The organism is Nonomuraea wenchangensis (genome assembly GCF_900111685.1).
Classification (GTDB): domain Bacteria; phylum Actinomycetota; class Actinomycetes; order Streptosporangiales; family Streptosporangiaceae; genus Nonomuraea; species Nonomuraea wenchangensis.
The window spans coordinates 1-16,916 of record NZ_FOHX01000030.1; the positions used below are offsets into that span (position 1 = coordinate 1).

Below are 16,916 nucleotides of genomic sequence, written 5' to 3' on the forward strand. Positions count from 1 at the left end.
CCGATTCGAATCCAGGCATCTGGAGCGAGCGCCCGAGTCGGCGAAACTCGGGGTCGTACGGAGTCATTAGGTTCGAATCCTGCCGGGGGCACTCATCTCGACCAGGCATTTCGGCCTCTGACCTGCGGTTTCTCAGCCGCAGGTCTTTTGCTTCCCAGACCCTTCGTAGGCCGCCGAGGGCACCCGAATGCAGCCGTAGGACAGCGTTCTGGGGACATACGGGGGATGATCTTGGCGGGCTTCCTGCCTCACCCATGCCTGGCTCATTCACAGCCGAGCTGTACCGAGCGCCCTGCTCCACTGCATAGCTCACGAGCTCTAGCAAACGCCCCAAGCAGGCGAGCGGCAGCGAACTCCCCACCCGTCCCCGCGCCGCTACTGGAGCTGGCTGCGCACTCCCTCGATGAAGTCCCACCAGTCGCCGACCCGTCCACCTGAATAGCCGTGCCTCTTCAGCGCGAGATGGAGGGTTCGCTTCAGCGGATGCGGTGACTGCATGATCGCATCGTTCCACAGAGCCAGACGGGCCAGCTCGCCCTGCGAGGGTGGCCGGTTACTCTTGTCGTCGTGGTACCAACGTGCCGCCGTGCGTTGCACAGCCAAGATCAGGCGTGATGTTCGCCCCGATGGCCTGGGCGAGCCCCATGGGCAGGGGATACGGGCGCTCCACTAGGAGCATATCGGTGACGTCCTTGCCATCGCGTAGCGCCTGTCGGATGTCATGGACCCGATCGGTCATGACAGCAATCCTCAGGACCGATTGGTCGACGTAACGGGCGACGGCGTCGCCAGACAGGCCCACCTGGATGGAGCGGTAGGGCAGGGCATCGTGGTGCGGGTCACGTTCAGGGTCCCACTGAACCGAACTGCACTGTCGCGCAAGCGCCTTTCCATGCCGCCTGGCCTGTACCGGACTCGGGATGGCTGAGGCAGGAGTGCCCCAGCGCCCATTCGAACCCTTCTCGCGTGATGGCGACGGCCAAGACCCTGGTCTCGGCCGGGCTTCGTGGCCCAACCGCAGCGGTACATCATCCACAGGAAGGACGGTTTAATCCAGGTCATCCGTTCCCCTTTGAAGGGCGGGACGAAGCTCTGCGAGGCGACGGCAGGGGCCGCGATGACCGGCTCGTAGGCCTGGTAAACGATGATCGCTTCGTCGGTGAAGGCGGCACGGATCTGCCGTTGCGGGATATTCATCCTCCCGAGGAGGGCCAACCGCGTGCCTGCCGGACAACCGGATTAGCAGCCCCGACAGGCAGAGCACATTGCAGGTCCTAGGGTTCAGGCATGCCACCAACGTCCGTCTGCGGACCGGTCAGCGCCTCAAATCTCGCGAGTCATGAAAGTCGGGCTCCATACTGGGGCAATGGCATGGGAATGGGTCACACCCGTCGCGCCCGCCGTAGGCGGCATCGTTGGCGCAGGCATCGGAGCTGGATTCACCTACCTCGCAGGAGAGAAGGGCCGGCAGCATGTCGAGAAGATGGCGGAGAAGACCGCGGCGAGCCAGCTCGCGCTCGCACGCGATGCTCGAAAGGTTCAGGCATACGAGGACCTCATGGCACTGATGATCGATGTCGCCCTCATATACCCGGAGGATCCGTCGCAGCTCCCTCCGGCGCCAGACATCCCCACCACTGATCAGATACGAGAACGATTGATCAAGATAGTGATCAGCGTCGGTCTGCATGGGTCGCGGGAGGTCAAGGACCTAGCCAACAAGTGGGACGAGCTGGTCATGGCCCTCTTCCTTCACGACCGTAAGTTCCAGATGGCAGAGACGAACCGGCCTGACCTCGTCCCCCTCAGCGATGACGAGTACAAGAAGACGTACCAGGAGCTGTCCGAGGCTGCTCAAGCCCTTCGAGCGCGAATGCACAGCGAACTGACGTCCTAACCTCGTGACATGGGTGCTGCTCTCCGACACCACTCCTGCCTCCGCGGCGTGCGAAGGAGGAGTTCGTCTTCGGGCGCCGCTTACGCCCTCTTTGATATCGCCTGACCCGATTGCAGCATGGCCGTTCGATTCGCACAGGCGGGCTGGTGGAGACAGCGCCCTCGCCGCGCCCTACGCTAACCACCATGAGTCAGGACGGCCCCCAGTCTCCGGCACCCAAGAGCTCCCTCCGCCAGGCGTTCCCTGGCTACTTCCCACCGGACGACGAGCTTCTCAGAGCCTTCCTGACTGTGGGCATGGTCGTTCTCGACACCAACGCCTTGCTCGACATGTACAAGCTCACCGGCAAGGCGCGAAGCGAGTTCCTTGACACCCTTCGCGCCCTTGACGACCGACTGTTCATCCCGCACCAGGTTGGCCTGGAGTTGATGCGCAATCGCGCCACTGTCATCAAGGCTGGTGACGCCTTCCCGGGAAGGTTTCGGGATGCCGCCACCAAGCTGCACGCCGAAGTCCAAGCGCTCAAGGAACATCGCCGTCTCCAGGACGACGATGTCCGTGGCATCAAGGAGGCAATCGACGCTGCTGTCGAGAGCATCCTTCGAGCGCACACGGATCTGTATGACCATGGTGTGAGCCTGGAGCAGAATATCGAGCATGACGCGGTATTCAAGGAGCTCGAACAGATTGTCGCAGGTAAGGTCGGCCCGGCGTTCACCAAGCGAGATGAGATGGTGAAGCTGGGTGAAAAGAGGCTCAAGGAGAAGGTCCCGCCGGGTTACAGCGACTACGCCAAGGACGCCGATAAGGCTCTAGGTGACTTCTTCCTGTGGGAGCAGGCGATCATCGAAGCCGTGGAGCGCAAGCTGCCAGTTCTGATTGTTAGCAATGACAATAAGGAGGACTGGGTTCGCAAAGAGGGTAGCTATTTGCGGGGACCACGGCCGGAACTGGTGGACGAAATGCGCACTCGCGCCAACCAAGCCTTTCACCTTGTTAACGTGAAGACGTTTTTGACCTACGCCAAAAATTATCTGAGCGCAACTGTGAGCGACTCTACTATCGAAGAAGCCGAGACCGTTCAGCAGCAAGCCTCCCGATCTTCATCACCCAGCACCATCGATGAGTGGATTGCTAGATCAAAAGTCACTTCACAGAATCTCAATGATGTGCAGGTGTACACATTCCGTACGAATCCAAGACGGACCACATATCAAAATCGGGATGACGACCCCCGTGGCCCATGGCAGTCAGTGAGTCTGATCGGTCCGCCCAGTAGCGACTCCGATTCAGCCTTCCGATATCAGGTGACATCGCCGTCAGGACGCACCTTCCCGCCACCGCCTGGACGGAGCTGGAAAATCCGAGAACCTGATTTCCAGGAGCTGAATAATGACGGCCGCATCTACTGGGGAGCAAGTGGTGACAGCGCTCCCACAAGGAAGGTTTTCCTGCTGGAAAGCGAGAGGCTCCTCAATCTGGACTCATGATCGACTTTGCTATGAGTCGTCTTCTTATTGGGTTGCGTCAACGCGAGTGATGTACGAGTTTGGCCTGGTCACAGGCGTGGCGTCGTGAAATGAAGACGGCCATCGAGTGATCCTTCGAGTAGCTAGATCAAGATCGAAGGAGAACCAGTCGGTGGCAGCAGACAACGTCATCCGTGCATACCAGCCTTGATCGCGTTTCGACCGGTTCAGAGTAGTCCGCGATCAGGTGAATGTCACCGAGGCTCGATAGACTCTGGAGTCTTGCAGGCAGACGACCCGAAACGAAGGACGTGGAGCATGGGAAGACTAGTTCGGGACAGGGTTCCGGATATTATTCGCCAGAGCGGTAGAGAGCCCGTTATCGCCGTGCTCGACGACATCGACTACCGCAAGGCCCTGTTGACTAAATTGTTTGAAGAGGCCGACGAACTCCGCGAAGCGTCGCTCGCCGAGGTCGCGGAAGAGATGATTGGAAGGTTGCGAGCCTGAGCACGAGCCGAGGCACGGAGACCGCTCAAGTGCCCATGAAAAGCGTGACGGCGATTCTGATCCAAGTTTAGGGGAAGATCCAGCTGAGCGATCAGTGCAGACTCTCCAGTCCAAGGCTCGTCGTGAGGGACCCAACACACGCGAGCGTGCTCAGCCATCCACTCCGTGAGTTCCTTCTCGCCGGCCTTGCCGAAGGTCATCCGTCTCCCGCTGCCTACCCGTCGGAGCTCAAGCCCGAGCAGGCAACCGAGGCTGAGCCGCAGCGTGGAGCCTTCGGCGTTGCCGCGGAAGTGATACCGCACCCTGGTCCGGAGATTCTGCCTGCTGGAGCGGGTCACCATGCGGCGGGGAGCGATCCCCACATAGAGGAGACGGTCAGCGGGCAGGCTCGGGTGCGGAGGCCGGGTGAAGTACCACCCATAGATGCCCGCAGCGCTCGGCACCGGACTTGGGCGGGCGAGGACTTCGGCTGCTTCCCACAACTTGGCCGGATCCAGCAACCCAGCAGCGTCCATCCTTGCCCTCCCGTCTTCTCTGTGTGAGGGAAGGCTAGAGCACGTCACCGACACTGCGCACAAAGGTGATACAGCGGGTACCGGGCAGAATCGAACTCTGCCCGGTTGCTCATGCCTACGCTTCCAACAGCCCCGCGAGGAACTCTTGCGTCTCGGGATCGACCGAGTACAAGGCGGTGCCCATCATGCCGCGGGTCAGCAGCACCTTGTAGGTGTTGCGAATCAACTGGTCCGCCTGTTCATCACTCACGCCCTTACGCGTCAGCGCCGGGTCCTTGCTGGCACTTCGTACGGTGATCAGCCTGCCGTCGCGGTAGACGAGATCCGCGCCGAAGATCACGCCGTTCCAGTCGTACTCGAAGCCCTGCGCGGTGTAGACACATCCCACCTGTTCGAAGCCACCGGGCGCAGAGGCCCACAAGGCGCTGGCGGGTGCGTTGCCCACGGCCCTATCGCCCTTGACGTTCCACGGTCGCGCCCAATCGCCGATCCGCACGTCGGCGACCAGGCTGTCATCGTCGTTGGGGCTGCTCCAAGGCCAGCAGAACCCCGCTGTGATCCGTGCCGAGTAGCCGGCCTCAAGCCGGGCCCGTAGCAGGGCCTCCAACTCGTACGGGGACTCGGTCAGGGAGACGGCGAAGTGGTCGTCTCCCTTCCACACCTCTGGAGCCTCGCCGTCCAAGCCCAGCAGGCGCAGCACCCACTCCTCGTACTTGCGGCTTCCGCCGCACCGGAACTGCGCGTCCAGATCGACCTGGTGCACGTCGAGGCCGAGGGAATGAGCGTGGGCAGTGATCTCGGCGACGCGCCCCATCTCGCCCGGTCGTACGACCTGATGCTCGTCCAGCAGGAAGACCGGCACTCTGGCTGCGTGGATGAGTTCGTCCACCTGTGGCCGACCTGTTCGCTGCGCTGATCTGGTGAACCTGTTTTCCGAGGTCTCGCGAATACGGTGTGCCTCGTCGCAGATGAGGACGTCCAGATCGTTGGGCTTGGCGGCCATGAAGTTGTTGAAGTACTTGAACATGGCCTTCATCCGGGTCGACCCCTTGGCGACGACTCGCCTCATTGTCTCGGTGAAGGAGCGTGAACCGGTGGCGTGCAGGACCGAGTAGCCACGGTTGGAGACCTCGCCGAGCAGGGACAGCGCGATAACGCTCTTGCCGGAACCAGGCCCACCGGTGATGATCACGACCTGCTTGGAATTACTCCCGCGGGCCTTCTCCACCGCGTGCATGACCATCTCGAAGGCCAGGCGCTGCTCGGCCAGCAGGACGAACTGGTCGCGATTCTTGATCTCCCCGGCAGCGGCCTTGAGCAGTTGCTTCGACGGCCGGATGGAGCTGGAGAGCAGGCGATCGGCCGCGGCGGCGCCCGGCTCGGGAGCGAACTGGGCCTTGAGGTAGTCGACGAACTGGCCGCGGCGCGTCTTGCTGAAGAGCCGGGTGCGTTCGTCCTCGACATGGTCGTAGAGATCGTGGATGTCCAGGTCGTTGGCGTTGTGCAGGTAGGCCACCCCGCGTACCGCGTTCCTGTGCTGGTCCAGGGCTCCGACGAAGTCGGCCAGGTATTCGCAGTAGCCACGCACCTGTACGACCGGGTGAAGCTTGGGCCGGTTGCCCATGCCCGACACCAGGACGAGCTCATCGTCGTCCTCGTACAGCTCGGCCTGGCTCCACTGTTTGAGCTCGACGATGAGGTAGGAGTCGGCTCCCGTCCGCCGGTCACGTCCGGCGAGAATGACGTCCGCCCGCTTGCTGGTTAACGGCAGTTGGTACTCGATGAGCATCTCGACGCCGCCCAGCCCGGCTTCGACCAGATCGCGGGCCAGGATCGGGATGCTCCGGTCCCAGGACCTGCGTTCCCCCTTGCCCGGATTGATGCCTTGGGTTGCCCGCAGGTTCTCAGCGATCACATCGCTAAGGATGCGCTCGGGCACCGACTCAGACACCAACTGGACCAGGCTTTCCGCCGAATGCCGGAAAACGGCCACGGATGTACCCCCAGGCAGCACGAAAGACTCGTGCGGTATGGGGGCGTGTCCGCTACCGAGGCGGAAGCCCGTCGGGCCGCATCACCGATACGTCCAGAAGATTACCTGGATCACCGCCGCTCCAGTCACCGATGACCCAACGAGAACCAGGCCCGAGCAGCCGGCGAAAGCCCTATGCAACCCGAGGATTCACTTGCTGTGGGGTCGTGATTCGGGCGGCACTGCGCCAGGTGTGCGGCGACCTCGAATGGTCTGTTGCCGTCGAGACGTTCATGCCTAAGGTGTTATCGTGCAGCGCCTCGCCCTCTTCGACCTAGACAGGACGCTTATCGACCTCAACGACGCGTTTCTGCGCTGGGTCGAGGAGTTCGCCGAGCAGCATCGTTTGGACTCCGAAGACGTCGCCTGGCTCGTCGCCTTGGACCAAGGCGTGCACCCTCACCGAGAGGTCTTCTTCAACGAGGTGCGCGAGCACTTCGCGCTACCGGAACCAGTCGAGGAGCTATGGGCTGGCTACCGCCGTAGGATGCCCTACCTCGTACGGTGCTACCCCGGCGTCCTGGCGGAACTGGATGGCCTGCGGGCCACGGGTTGGCACGTGGGGATCGTGACCAATGGCATGGCGGACAACCAGCTCGGCAAGCTCCAGCGGACGGGCCTGGCTAACGTGGTTGACGGCTATGCCGTGTCAGGGGTTGAGGGCGTACGGAAACCGGATGCCCGTCTCTTCGAGATCGCCGCTCAGCGATGCGGGACCAGCCTCGCCGAGGGCGGCTGGATGGTGGGTGACAACCTCGTCGCCGACATCGCAGGTGCTCAGGCGGCGGGTCTCCTCGGAATTTGGGTCGATCGGGGGACATGGCCGGGGCACGAGCATCGAGCCGATCACGTGGTGGAGGACGTCACCGAGGCGATTGCCATCATGTGTGATACGCATCAGCCGGGATAATTGTTGAGCTTATGCCGTATGAGCAGTTCGGCTCGACGGCGCCACTACCGCCCTTTATCGTCACATTGATCCCGTAAAGATAGTCGTCCTCAAGATCCGAAGGATCCAGGATGATGGCGACCCAGGAACAAATCGCTGCCGCCCGGCGCCTGATCGAGCAGTTACGCGACCAGCACGCCAACGACGTGCGCAAACTCATCAGCCTGCTCGAAGGCGGCGCGATGAAAGGCAAGGCCGCCGACAGGTTGCTCAGGGACTGCCAGGCATGGGAGGCGGCCTACAAAGGCGTCTTCAACCGCGCCCTGGCGCTGGTCGAGTCGGTACAACCTGATCCTGCGAAGCCGGCTGACCCACTGGGGCTGTGGCAGCCGCCGCTGAACCTGCCGGGAAGGGCCGGCTCGTGAGCCCACCCCCGAACCGGATCGGCATCGACCCCACCCTGATGACGCAACTGATCGGCGAGATCAGGCGCCTGGACCAAGCATGGCCGGACGCGGACGCGCAGATCGGCAGAGCCCTAAGTTCGATCGGCGCCAGCATGACCGGGCCTGGCACACTGAGGGATGTCGCCTCACAGATAGCCCAGCAGATCCCCGACCTCCAGCGTCGCCTGGATCTCATCGTCTCCACCCAGAAGATCGGCCTCGACAAGGGTGTCGTCTGGGCTGACGAGACGCTGTGGGTATCGAACTCACCCTCGAGCGGTGCCGCGGCGGCCAAGTCCCTGGCCAACCAGCTCCGCAAGGCGGTCAAGGACGCCACCAGCGGCCAGGGAACGGTCTCCAAGGAGACCTTGGACCTGTTGGAGAAGCACCGGCACGACCCCTACTTTGCGGTAGCTTTCGCCAAGGAGATGCCTCCGAAGGAGTTGAAGGTACTACTGGAACGTCTCTACTTGTCGCACCGGGGATCCTTGGACAACGACTGGACGAAGCCGTCGTCGTCCTCCGTCATGGACCGTCTGGCACGGGCCCTCAGCGTGACATTGGGGACGGCCTCGCGTGGAGTCGGCGGGATGAGGCTCCCCAAGAGCTATGTCGACGACTTGATCGCCACCGACGACAATCCCATGAGCGGTCGTATGGTCGACGAGCTACTACGCTACGGCACCTTCGATGACGCATTTCTCCGCGAGGTCGCCAACAAGGTCTTCGACAACGCGACGAAGCCGCAGTCCCAGCAGCAGGACATCATCGCTTTCGGTCCTGGCCTCGCAGCCGCTCTCGCGAACAACGCCAGAGTCGCGCAAGACTTCTTCACCGACCCCGCGCGCAAGCCTCTGTCCTTCCTGATGCGGGACAACTTCTGGGGCAGCGGTAGCGGTGAACTCGGCCGTGCCATCGAGGCGGCCAGCACAAGGTTCCGCGACCACGGCCAACCTCCCGGAAGTTCGCGCGGGCACAAATCGGCCCTGGTAGCGTCCTGGGCCGTCCACTTCTGGTCAGACCCGCGAGCGCAGGCCAACCTTCCCGACACCCGGCAGAACGCCGCCCGTGTCTTCTCCGCCTACATGGGTGACGTTCATCGAGCTGCTATCACTGGTTTTCCCGAGCCGATGGGCGTCAATCCGCAGCCCGACTCCGATCCGAACCTTCCTGGCAAGCAGCCTTATGGTGCCATGTTCGATGGCAGCGCGGTTAAGAATGTAATGACTTGGGCTTTCAAGGATCCGCAAGCGCTGAAGATTACAGTCGAAGGGCACGGCGAATACGCAACGAAAGTACTGGATGCACAGGGCAAGGCCATCCGCGACATGGTCGACGCCGAATTCGCCGAATGGCAGGACGGACACCCGAACGCATCAAAGGGCGAGCAGCAGGCATACAGACAAAAACTACTGGCCGACAACATGAACAGCAATCCAGGAAAGCTGTTCAATGCTCAGGCAAATGCTCTCGGAAAGTCGCTCCATCTCATTGTTGACGCCGGAAACTTGACGAACATCAATGAGGCTGACCAGAGGGATCAGAAGAGCCAGGCCTTCAAGGACGGCGTATCCAGAACTCTCAAGCTGGCACTCACTCCAGCCGGGGACTGGGTGGTTGCCGGCTACGAATTTATAGAAGAGCCCGTTAGCGACAGTATCAAGCACACCGAGGGCAAGGCCGCACGCAGCAAGGGCGAGGAAACCCTCCGCGAGAGCCAGCGCATGTTCAAAGACCTAACGGCTAATGTGATGATGCGGTACGGGCTATTTGGAGACGAAGCAGGTAAAGGTTCCGCACACCCTCACTCATCCGAGAACTACGCCAAGGGGTCGGGCGGCGACTTCCTTGCCGATGGGCAGATCGTCCCTCGCGATCAAATGACTTGGCAACAGCAGCTTGCCTACAATGAGTGGCTGAAGAGTTCTCGGGCCTCCGCCGTCTTCCACGAGGTCGACCGAGCCGTCTGGGAAGGATTCCAGTTAGACGTCCCGCCGTATCCGGAGGCAGCGGAGTGAGGACCTCGTCGGCTCCAGCCCTATTGGCTGTCATCCTCGTCACCGCGGCAGCATGTTCATCACCTCCTCCTTTAGATCGCCACCCACTCGGCAACGTGACAGCACCGCCTGCGGAGTGTGGCCTGCTGTCTAGGCAAGCCATCGGCCGAGCCATAGGGTTGAGTGACTTCTACGCAAGCGGATCCACCTCGGCGAACGGCTTCTCGCATTGCGTAGTGAGCAGATCACCGAGCATCAAGAATCAGGCGTCGATGACCGTCGAGCTACATGATCCTTATCCGTCGACGTTGCAGAGTCTGGAGAACGGGAAAGCAAGGGACCGAGGAGCGGCCTTACCTAGCGGCGTCGGACCAGGCTACAGCGCACCGATAAAAGATACAGAGGGAAACGTCGTTGGCGCCAAGGCCTTTGCTTGGACGCAGGACGCCACCAAAGTGCTAGCCATTCAAATCGTCAGGGGAGCACCAGGGCGGGATCATCAAGCCGATGCCATCGAGTTCGCCCGCCAACTCCGCCCTCTTCTCTTGGCATCGGCGCCACAACATCCGGGCTAACCGAAGATAAGGTGGCACGCCCGGTTTCGGACGAGGAACTCTGAGCGGGAAGGTGGGAACCGCTCGTCACACTGCGCGGCGATCCACGGTGCCACCGGCCTCGAGTCCCTGACTCGCCGGTCAGTGTTACTGCTCTTCCTCGCACGGTCCACGGGGGCCACCGTCTTCGTGGGTGGAGTCACCGGCTCATGTCGATGACGCGGGCGTGGCACTACCGGAAGCACTGCTCGACGACGGGGCTTTGTCGACGTCGCCTTGCTCTTCAACGTGTGGGGCCTTGATCGGGGTGTCGTCGAGGGCAGTGTTCGCGGCGATGGCGAAGGCGTAGACGCGGGCGAGCGTCCGGCGGCGCTCGGGACGGGTGTCGGCGTCGAAGCGGCGATAGATCGTGACGCGGCGCTGTCGGCTCCCCAAGGACTCGTCCAGATGCTGACGGCCACGCAGCTCAGGAGAGCGGCGACAAACGCAGGCAGAGTCAGCCGACGCCGATCGCGCAACGCTGGTCGCCTTGGTGGGGTGGGGGTCGAGTATTTTCGCCAGCCGAAAGAATCGGAGTCGAGGCCGGGCCGGCGCCGGTCCCGGAGCGGCAGGCCGTACGGCGGTCGTCGCCGCGGGTCACGTCCCACGGAGTGGTGTAGTTCGGTTCTCGCGTGAGGCTCTGCTGGTTCGACTATGCCGTCATGAGTTCGGTGTGCGCCACCTCCTGCTGGTCAGTGCCGGATGAGGTGAGCAGGGCCATGGAGCTTTCGGACAGATAACGACGGTCGGCGACCTGCCATTCGTCGTGGGCTTCGACCAGGACGGCGCCGGCCAGCCGCAGCAGGGCTTCGGGGTTGGGGAAGACGCCGACGACGTCGGTGCGGCGTTTGATCTCCTTGTTGAGGCGCTCCAGCGGGTTGGTGGACCAGATTTTCTTCCAGTGCGCGGGCGGGAAGGCGGTGAAGGCCAGGATGTCGTCGGCGGCCTCGTGCAACATGGCCTCGACCTTGGGGAACTGACGGCCGAGCATGGAAGCGATCACAGCGAGCTGGTCGCGGACCATGTCGGGGGTGGGCTGGGCGAAGATGGTGCGGATCGCGGCGGCGACCATCTCGGCCGAGCCCTTCGGGACGGCGGCCAGGACGTTGCGCAGGAAGTGCACGCGGCATCTCTGCCAGGCCGCGCCGAGCAGGACCGCGCCGATGGAGGTGACGAGACCGGCGTGGGCGTCGCTGATGACCAGCTGCACTCCGGCCAGGCCGCGGGCCTTGAGCGAGCGCAGGAACGCGGTCCAGAACGCGCCGTCCTCGCTGTCACCGACACTGAAACCGAGGACTTCGCGGCGGCCGTCGGCGGTGACGCCGGTGGCCACGATGACGGCCTGGGAGACCACGCGGCGGTTGACGCGGGCTTTGCAGTAGGTGGCGTCCAGGAACAGATACGGGAAGCTCTGGCCGGCCAGGGACCGGTCGCGGAAGGCGGATACCTCTTCGTCCAGGTCGGCGCAGATGCGCGAGACCTCGCTCTTGGAGATGCCGGAGTCGGCGCCGAGGGCTTTGACCAGGTCGTCGACCTTGCGGGGGGACACCCCGTGCAGGTAGGCCTCCATCACCACCGCGAACAGCGCCTGATCCACGCGGCGGCGTTCCAGCAGCGAGGGAAAGAACGAGCCGGTGCGCAGCTTGGGAATCTGCAACTCCAGGTCCCCGGCCGTGGTGGTCAGCGTCCGCAGCCGATCGCCGTTGCGCTGCGCGGTGCGCTCCGGGGTGCGCTCGTTCGGGGCAGCGCCGATCACCGCGGTCAGCTCGGCCTCGATGAGGGCTTGGTAGATGGTCTCGGCCGCGTGCCGGATGCGCTCACTGGCTTCGGAGTTCTTCAGTACCGAGAGGACTTCTAACAGGGCAGACTGATCCAGGGCCATCGCGTGCTTCTCCTCTGCGTGTCACTTGGCGGTTTCACACAGAGACTCACGCGATGGCCCCCTGTTGTCGAAGGCGCCGCGCCGATGAGGGCCGGTTCTACACCACTCCACGGGACGCAACCCAGCAAAAAAGCCGGTCAGGTCGTACGCCTATCGCTCAGGAGCGACTGCGCCCCTGCCACAACCCGTACAGCGCCAGTGATAGTCCGGTCACGGCCAGGGCGGCGTCGATGGGCGGCCATACAGCCGGGGCTAGCTCCACCAGCACCCCGGCTACCAGGCCCACGACTGAGCACACCACCAAGGCGACCACATGTTGGGGCACAAAGACGCCGGGGCCGCGCACGTCCGATGGGCTGGGCTGTCCTGGCAGGCTAGGGTGCCTGCGCCGGCGGGGGCGAGTCTGAAAGGAACTGCTTGTCACGAGGTGTCCTTCCGGATCGAGGTCGGGTGACAGCACGATCGCGTAGGGCGGTGTTCGGATTCGAGACGGTTGGGGAAAGCGAATGATCCGGTTCGGATGGCCAGGTCGCGACCGCAGGTGTAGAGGTGTATCCGAACGATTCTGAACAGCGCGGGGTGAGGGGTATGGCCGCGATCGAACCAAGTCGAATCCGGACCAGGGAAGAGATGACCGCGCAGTTGGTATCGCTGTTCAATCGAGACCCACGTGGTATGCAGCGCCTGGCCGCGGCCGCAGGGTTGGCCGCGGGCACGATCCAGCATTTGCTGAGTGGCAAAACGAAGAACCCGCACAAGGAAACCCTGCAACGCTTTGTGCAAGCGCTCGGCCAAGAACCGGGCCCCTGGCTAGAGGTTCAGGCACGGCTGGAGGTTGCCGACCGGGAGGACTCGAAGCAGACAAGCCCGGAGCCCTGCGGGCCACCGCTGGGCCGGATGATCGGTGATCTGGAGGAGCGGGACGCGCTGAGCCTAGAGGTGCACCAGGCGTTCGCAGCTGCAGGAGCCGCGCCGGTGTTGCCGCCATACCTGATGAGGGCGGGGTTCGACGACCGGTTGCGGGCGGCGGTGGCTGCCGCTGAACGCCGCAGTCGGCTGGTGATGGTCATCGGAGATTCCTCCACGGGCAAGACACGGGCGTGCTGGGAGGCGATACGCGCGGTCCTACCGGACTGGCGGGTATGGCATCCCTTGGCCCCATGCCGCCCCCTGGCCTTGGTCGAGGCGCTACGCTCCAACCGCCTGGCTGGACGGTCCGTTATTTGGTTGAACGAGGCACAGGACTACCTGCAGCCTCCACAGGCGGGTGAGAGCGTCGCAGCCGAGCTTCAGGCATTGCTGGTTGAGGAGTCCATCGGTCCGGTGCTGGTGCTCGGTACGATGTGGCCCGAATACTGGAAAATCCTGACTCACAGGCCCGAACAGGTCACCGATCTTGACCCGTACCGGGCGGCTCGGGCCCTGCTCTGCCAGGCTGAGGAGATCATCGCCCCGCGCCAGTTCACTTCCCGGCAGATTGCGGATCTGGCCAAGACGATCGCCGCTGATGCCCGCCTGCGAGCCGCAGCTGAACGAGCACCTGGCGGACGGATCACACAGGAACTGGCCGGGGCGCGGGAACTGCTACGCCGCTATCAGCATGCCGATCCGGTCGAACATGCGGTCCTGTGGGCCGCGATCGACGCCCGCCGGCTCGGGCATGACCCGCTTCTGCCTGAGCCCCTCTTGCGTCACGCTGCCCCTGGGTACCTCGATGAGCACGCCTGGGACCAAGTCGGTGGGTTAGACGCGTTCAGTACAGCTATGGATCGGCTGACCGCCAAGCATCGGCGCCTGCCCGGCCCGCTGACCGAACACCAGCCCCGGCCGGGCGAGCCATCCTCACCACACCCGCTGTACCGGCTGGCCAGCTACCTTGAACAACATGGCCGCCGCGAACGAGCTCTTCTCTGCCCGCCGTCGGCCTTCTGGGAAGCTGCCATACGCGCCGGTACTCCAACCGCCCTCGCCGCCTTGTCGCAAGCAGCAGTGAACAGGGGCCGTCTTCGGCATGCGTGCCGCCTGGCTGAAAAGGCCGCCGACGCCGGTGATCCCAATGCGCTGGTGCGGCTGAGGGGGATTCTGGCGAAGCTGCGGGAGGTAGCAGGTAATTGTGAGGCCGCCGAGCGTCTTGCCCTTCAGGCCGCCGAGGAGGGCGACCCGACCGTGCTCGGGCAACTGGCACTGATGCGGGAGCGGGAGGGTGAACATAAGGCTGCCGAGCATCTCGCCCTTCAGGCCGCCGAGGCAGGCGCCCCAACCGTACCGCTGCAACTGGGACTGATGCGAAGGCGGGCGAGTATGCGTGAGACTGCCAAGCCCTCTGCCTTTGAGGCCGCCGGCGTCGGCGGCCTCGCCGCTTGGAGGCAGGAGGCGAGGCTGCGAGAGGCTGCCGAGCGCTTCGCCCTTCAGGCTGCATACGCCAGCGACCCTGATGGATTGAGGCTGGCGGCCGAGCTCTGGGAGGCGGCAGGCGATCGAGAGAGAGCCGAGCGTCTGTACCAGCAGGCCATCGACGCCGGTGACACCATCGCGTCAGGGCGGCTGGCTCTTATGCGGGATCAGGCAGGCGATCGTAGGGCTGCCGAGCATCTCGCCCTTCAGGCCGCCGATGCCGGCGACCCCACCGGGCTGGAGAAACTGGTATCGATGCGGAGGCGTGCGGGTGATCGAGAGGCTGCCGAGCATCTCGCCCGCTATGGCTTGACTGCTGAAGGAGAGATCGAAGTTCCCTGGAGCCTGTAGAACAAGGCGTGGAGGTTCGCAACGCACGCTTAACCTACCAGCCAGGAAATCAGCACGGACCCAGTCGATCGCCAACTGAGGTTCTGCTGGGCGAGCCATCGCCCTCGGCGCAGCACCCACGCACAATCAAGTAGCCGAGCATCGGCAGCATTCAGCATCGACCGCAATGACAGCGGCCAACTCAATTGAGGAAACCGCAGCTCAAAGACGTGATCGCGATACAGGAAGATCACTGGATGAGACTTTTCTCCACGTCTTTAAAGCGGCCCGCCTACGGCGGCCCGCACGCGCGCCGGTCGGCCAGCCAGCCGGGCATGCGGCTCTTCGGCCGGTCCCGGCCGTCGCCACCCGCGCGCTCTGAGGTCACCGAGATGAGGCGCCGGTAACGAGCCGAAATCACCGGAACGAGCACGACGGCCAGTACGACGCGGCCGATTCGCGCAGGTCCAGGAAGAACCGCAAGGAGCTCCGCCCCCCGCATCCCCCGGCCCTCCTCGAAGATGAGCCGGAAAGAGTGCGGCTTGACCGCGGTCATCTCCTCGCCGACATCGGCTACTACGAGGGATGCCAGACCAGCCGCCCAAGGTCAAGCTGTCGACTGCGAGCCAACCAGCAGGCACGGAAGTTCACTGGACACATGTACACGCGAACGACGGCTTGCCCCCGAGCGTCCGGCCCTGCATGGCAGAGCCTGCTCGACGAGGAGATGACAGCCTGAAGTGTCCATTGCGGTATGACGACGAGCCTCCACCGGAATCTAGATCCAGCCCTCCAAGGTGCGCTTTACCTGCCTCCCGGATCCACAATGGTGCCCTCATCGCCCTAAATGGGATCTTATGGTCTTTAGGTGATAAATCCAGCATCATGGAATGAAGGGAACATTGGCTCCAATTTGGGCTGGCACTATTTGGACACTGGGAAGATCACAGATTTACTTCTTCTGGGCATTTGCTGACCCCAATCGGTAGGCTTCCGATGACCTGCGCGTTGGCGGTACGGAGGCGGCGAGTGAGTGATCGTGTCATCGAAAATCCCATCATCAACTCGCTCTATCTTGCTCCAACCAGGCGTTTCAAGTTCGACAACGACGACATCAGGGAGGAGATCGAGGAAGGCCGCAGCCCGAGCTCGTACTTCATCCCCGTGCCGCGGGCACAGAAGAGGGGCGCCCAGGTCGAGCTGGACACTCCAGAGCTCGGGTTGACCGACGATCAGATCGAGCTGAACCACTTCGTCAACCGCATCCGTGATCAGGTCGCTCACTGGCGGACGCGGGGATTCCCCAACGTCAGTGCTACCTCACGCCGCCTGCTGGAGTACTGGAGCGATCCAGAGTGCGGCAACCTCAGCCGCCCTGGGGAGGGTCAGGAATGAGCGTGGCCCCTCCATTCCTCGATTTCGACCGGCTACTCAAGCTTCGGCTCGTGGTTGCCCGCCACGGCGAGATGGACGCCGCCCGCTGGTGGAACACCCAAGGCATGCTGGGCCGCCGCGGCAGCGTCGTACTGAAGCGGGGCTTCCTGTCAACTCACCGCTTCGCACAAGCGCGCGTCGTATTCGAGGTTGCCAAGAGCCGATGCCGCGAGCTCTTCGACCCGCCGGGGTGCATGACGCTCTGGAACCTACCGGCTGTGATCGAGGATCAGTTCCAGGAGCACTGGCAGGGATGGCTTGACGAAACGGACAAATGGGAGCCCATATTTCTGACCGTCGAGGCCCAAGCTGGCGACGATCTCCTAAAGGCCCTTGGCGAGCTCGACCTGCTCTCTCAGGAACAGCTCGAAACCGTGAGTAGAATGCGGCGCTCTGCGGAGAATCGGGCCGTGCACATCTCCGGCATGTTTGAACCGAATGACGACATCATCACATTGCTCGCGTCCGGATTCGCACGTGGCGAGGCCGGAAATCTGGCCATTCCATACGCGAAGCTGGAGGTTTAGC

15 protein-coding genes and 2 pseudogenes are annotated in these 16,916 nt (G+C 63.2%); 9 read left to right on the forward strand and 8 right to left on the reverse strand.

Annotated features, from left to right (window positions below; translation table 11 throughout):
- Positions 1 to 375: 375 nt before the first annotated feature.
- The 3 genes and pseudogenes from BMW85_RS52265 to BMW85_RS52270 all read right to left on the reverse strand — a co-directional run.
- On the reverse strand, positions 376 to 498 hold the full coding sequence (locus tag BMW85_RS52265) for a hypothetical protein (protein ID WP_281249708.1): 123 nt from the start codon (positions 496 to 498) through the stop codon (positions 376 to 378).
- 55 nt (positions 499 to 553) lie between these two features.
- The gene (locus tag BMW85_RS47020) at positions 554 to 1,036 is read right to left on the reverse strand and encodes a DUF4291 family protein (protein WP_281249709.1); all 483 of its coding nucleotides are present in this window, start codon (positions 1,034 to 1,036) and stop codon (positions 554 to 556) included.
- Between the two features lie 11 nt (positions 1,037 to 1,047).
- Positions 1,048 to 1,197: pseudogene (locus BMW85_RS52270) on the reverse strand (DUF4291 family protein); the annotation flags it as partial.
- Between the two features lie 169 nt (positions 1,198 to 1,366).
- Here BMW85_RS52270 and BMW85_RS47025 point away from each other — a divergent pair.
- The 3 genes from BMW85_RS47025 to BMW85_RS52275 all read left to right on the forward strand — a co-directional run bounded on the left by BMW85_RS47025 (position 1,367) and on the right by BMW85_RS52275 (position 3,876).
- A complete protein-coding gene (locus tag BMW85_RS47025) occupies positions 1,367 to 1,897 on the forward strand; it encodes a hypothetical protein (RefSeq protein ID WP_143082659.1) in 531 nt (176 codons plus the stop codon).
- Positions 1,898 to 2,082: 185 nt separating this feature from the next.
- Entirely contained in the window at positions 2,083 to 3,387 is a 1,305-nt protein-coding gene (locus BMW85_RS49120) for a PIN-like domain-containing protein (protein ID WP_143082660.1), read from the forward strand.
- Between the two features lie 366 nt (positions 3,388 to 3,753).
- A complete protein-coding gene (locus BMW85_RS52275; protein WP_281249710.1) occupies positions 3,754 to 3,876 on the forward strand; it encodes a nucleoside triphosphate pyrophosphohydrolase family protein in 123 nt (40 codons plus the stop codon).
- Between the two features lie 23 nt (positions 3,877 to 3,899).
- On the opposite strand, the pseudogene BMW85_RS52755 reads toward BMW85_RS52275, so the two are convergent.
- Positions 3,900 to 4,391, reverse strand: a pseudogene (locus BMW85_RS52755) (GIY-YIG nuclease family protein); the annotation flags it as partial.
- Between the two features lie 115 nt (positions 4,392 to 4,506).
- Positions 4,507 to 6,384 (reverse strand): DUF2075 domain-containing protein, encoded by a 1,878-nt coding sequence (locus BMW85_RS47040; protein ID WP_245775484.1) that lies wholly within the window; start codon positions 6,382 to 6,384, stop codon positions 4,507 to 4,509.
- Between the two features lie 289 nt (positions 6,385 to 6,673).
- On the opposite strand from BMW85_RS47040, the gene BMW85_RS47045 reads away from it, so the two are divergent.
- From BMW85_RS47045 to BMW85_RS47055, 3 genes are all read left to right on the forward strand, one after another.
- Positions 6,674 to 7,333, forward strand: coding sequence for an HAD family hydrolase (locus BMW85_RS47045; protein ID WP_091094274.1), 660 nt, complete (start codon positions 6,674 to 6,676; stop codon positions 7,331 to 7,333).
- 110 nt (positions 7,334 to 7,443) lie between these two features.
- Complete coding sequence (locus BMW85_RS47050) at positions 7,444 to 7,737, forward strand: hypothetical protein (protein WP_091094275.1); 294 nt, start codon at positions 7,444 to 7,446, stop codon at positions 7,735 to 7,737.
- Positions 7,734 to 9,776 carry a hypothetical protein gene (locus BMW85_RS47055; RefSeq protein ID WP_091094276.1) on the forward strand — a complete coding sequence of 681 codons (2,043 nt, stop codon included), beginning with the start codon at positions 7,734 to 7,736 and terminating at the stop codon, positions 9,774 to 9,776. Before BMW85_RS47050 ends, BMW85_RS47055 begins: the two co-directional genes overlap by 4 nt.
- A 740-nt stretch (positions 9,777 to 10,516) precedes the next feature.
- Here the strand turns inward: BMW85_RS47055 and BMW85_RS49125 are convergent.
- Positions 10,517 to 10,744, reverse strand: coding sequence for a hypothetical protein (locus BMW85_RS49125; protein ID WP_143082661.1), 228 nt, complete (start codon positions 10,742 to 10,744; stop codon positions 10,517 to 10,519).
- A 256-nt stretch (positions 10,745 to 11,000) separates the two neighbouring features.
- Positions 11,001 to 12,230 carry an IS256 family transposase gene (locus tag BMW85_RS47060; RefSeq protein WP_091094277.1) on the reverse strand — a complete coding sequence of 410 codons (1,230 nt, stop codon included), beginning with the start codon at positions 12,228 to 12,230 and terminating at the stop codon, positions 11,001 to 11,003.
- Positions 12,231 to 12,818: 588 nt separating this feature from the next.
- Between BMW85_RS47060 and BMW85_RS47065 the strand changes: the two genes are divergently transcribed.
- The gene (locus tag BMW85_RS47065; RefSeq protein ID WP_143082662.1) at positions 12,819 to 14,975 is read left to right on the forward strand and encodes a tetratricopeptide repeat protein; all 2,157 of its coding nucleotides are present in this window, start codon (positions 12,819 to 12,821) and stop codon (positions 14,973 to 14,975) included.
- A 271-nt stretch (positions 14,976 to 15,246) separates the two neighbouring features.
- Here the strand turns inward: BMW85_RS47065 and BMW85_RS47070 are convergent, their stop codons facing one another.
- Positions 15,247 to 15,510, reverse strand: a complete 264-nt coding sequence (locus BMW85_RS47070; protein ID WP_091094279.1) for a hypothetical protein — start codon at positions 15,508 to 15,510, stop codon at positions 15,247 to 15,249.
- Positions 15,511 to 15,983: 473 nt separating this feature from the next.
- On the opposite strand from BMW85_RS47070, the gene BMW85_RS47075 reads away from it, so the two are divergent.
- Together BMW85_RS47075 and BMW85_RS47080 are read left to right on the forward strand one after the other, a co-directional pair.
- On the forward strand, positions 15,984 to 16,349 hold the full coding sequence (locus tag BMW85_RS47075) for a hypothetical protein (protein WP_091094280.1): 366 nt from the start codon (positions 15,984 to 15,986) through the stop codon (positions 16,347 to 16,349).
- Positions 16,346 to 16,915 carry a BrxE family protein gene (locus BMW85_RS47080; protein WP_091094281.1) on the forward strand — a complete coding sequence of 190 codons (570 nt, stop codon included), beginning with the start codon at positions 16,346 to 16,348 and terminating at the stop codon, positions 16,913 to 16,915. Before BMW85_RS47075 ends, BMW85_RS47080 begins: the two co-directional genes overlap by 4 nt.
- Position 16,916: the final 1 nt, after the last annotated feature.